This is a genomic window from Ruegeria sp. CDSC085, from assembly GCF_059610465.1.
Window position 1 is genome coordinate 1 of the sequence record NZ_JBXWNR010000051.1, and the last position, 2333, is coordinate 2333.

The 2333-nt window shown below is 56.1% G+C and carries 2 protein-coding genes; one reads left to right on the forward strand and one right to left on the reverse strand.

The features are described 5' to 3' along the window. Nucleotides 1-182 precede the first annotated feature (182 nt). Nucleotides 183-1184: a helix-turn-helix domain-containing protein gene (locus tag AC2FJB_RS22780; protein WP_496721229.1), complete on the forward strand. Its 1002-nt coding sequence runs from the start codon at nucleotides 183-185 to the stop codon at nucleotides 1182-1184. A 69-nt stretch (nucleotides 1185-1253) separates the two neighbouring features. On the opposite strand, the gene AC2FJB_RS22785 is transcribed toward AC2FJB_RS22780, so the two are convergent. Next, entirely contained in the window at nucleotides 1254-2231 is a 978-nt protein-coding gene (locus AC2FJB_RS22785) for an HpcH/HpaI aldolase/citrate lyase family protein (RefSeq protein WP_496721231.1), read from the reverse strand. Between the last annotated feature and the right edge of the window lie 102 nt (nucleotides 2232-2333).

Below are 2333 nucleotides of genomic sequence, written 5' to 3' on the forward strand. Positions count from 1 at the left end.
GTCGACAACGCATACGGCGACAGAAACCTCGTCTGCACATGCCCCCCAATGGACGCATACGAAGAAGCCGCGGAATAGGTAGCTAGGCGTAGCAATCCGCTTCTTGCCCTGACGGATTGAAATCCAAGAAAGAGGGCAGCGTCCTGCGAGGCGCTGCTTCTTGCCAAATCGATGGAGGAACAATGAAACACTATGTCCTCGCAAATGATCGCGCCAACCTGGCAAAGACAGGGCCGGAGGTGCCCGAAAGGCTAAAATACATCGATGTTATCCTAAGCGACGAGCGGGCGCTGGCATCGGCTGAAATCGTTGTTGAGTTCTATCACGCATTGAACAGCCTGGTCGAAGATTTCTCTTACGTGGTCAATCTCCGGGTGTCCGGAAATAACACCGTCGGCGGACCTCTCTATTGGGCGGGTCGTACCGCAATTTTCTGGGGCGACCTGGAAAACAACTGGGACGTTGCCGGTCCGCGCAGAAGCTGGATCTCGCAAGTTCTTAACCTGTCTTCAAGGGCTGTTCTGGTCGGTGGAGCTGTCCTGCTTCTTGTGCAGCTGGGCAGAGCGGGTCGAAATGTCGTTGCGGTGCATCCGAACTTCGCCGCGGCCGCGCTGGAAAGCGGATTGGAAAGCTGCGGCACGGGGACTCATCTGGCCGCCGACGGGCGTCCGCACAGCGCGACCAGCAGATTGAGCGCGTTGAGATTGTTGTCTGAATTTGTGTCCATGGATCACGGAGAGCACATCGCGGACTCACTACGCAGCTATATTGGTCTGGCCGAACCCGTGCAAAAACACGAAAGCAGACTAGCCGCACGGTTGGTGCATAGGGCAAAAGGTGATCTTTTGGTCGTACGCACCCTGGATGCGATGCAGGAAAACATCGAAGATCCTCTGACGATTTCTGATCTCTCCCGCGTGCTCAAAACCTCAACACGTCAGCTGCAGCGACGGTTCCTGAGCAAAACCGGGGCAAAGCTGCTTTCGACATACAAAGAGCTTCGGCTGGAACGCGCGCAAAGCCTGTTGCAGTTCACCAACATGTCGCAGATCGAAATCTCGGCAGCCACTGGCTTTTCATCAACCGTCGCTTTGAAACGTGCGTTTCAACGCAGCTACAGAACCAGCCCCGACGATGTTCGCAACAGTCGGTTCATGGGGACGATAGCATCGGGGAACGGCTAGCCATTATTCGGTTTAAGTAACTGTCGATGATATCGCGCGGACAGGATGCCCACGCAACTCTGGCTTGGTTCAGGCCGCCGCTATCTGGCTTGCCTTTTCCACCAGCACTTCGGCCTGACGGATTGATGCGTAGTCAATTAGTCGACCATCCAGCGAAACAGCGCCTTTTCCATCGGCTTCGGCCTCGGCCATGGCGACGAGAATTCGCTGTGCCTTGGTAACTTCAGCGTCGGACGGCGACATCACCTCATTGGCAAGTGCGATCTGGCTTGGATGAATGGCCCATTTGCCTTCGCAACCCAGAACAGCAGCGCGTTTTGCGGCGGCCTTGTATCCGTCAGGGTCCTGAAAATCACCAAAAGGTCCGTCAATCGGGCGCAGTCCGTTCGCGCGCGCCGCAACCACCATACGGGCCAGCGCATAATGCCACATGTCACCCCAATGGATCTGGCGCCCACCATCCGAATCCGCATCGGTCAAGACAGAGTAGTCCGGGTTCACACCGCCGATGATCGTGGTTCGCGCGCGGGTCGAAGCCGCATAGTCGGCCACGCCGAAGTGCAGGCTTTCATTGCGATGTGATGCTGCCGCAATCTCACTGACATTCTGCATGCCAAGCGCGGTTTCGATGATGTGCTCGAATCCAATCCGTTTCTTATAGCCTCTGGCATCTTCGATCTGGGTGACAAGCATATCGACCGCGTAAACGTCAGCAGCAGTTCCGACCTTGGGGACCATGATCAGATCAAGGCGTTCACCAGCCTGTTCGACCACATCCACAACGTCACGGTACATATAGTGGGTGTCCAGACCATTGATCCGCACCGACATGGTCTTGTTGCCCCAGTCGATGTCGTTCAAGGCCTGAATGATGTTCCTGCGCGCCTGCTCCTTTTCGTCCGGTGCTACGGCGTCTTCCAAATCAAGGAAAATGACGTCGACATCGGATTTGGCTGCCTTTTCGAACATTCCGGGTTGGCTGCCGGGCACGGCCAATTCACTTCGGTTCAGACGGGCTGGGGCTTGGTCAATGGAATGAAAGCTCATGGGGTCGGGTCCTTCGTCTTAAAGATTCGGATAGATCGGGAATTTGGCGCAGAGGTCTGCGACTTCGGCCTTGACCTTGGCTTCGACGGCTCTGTTGCCGTC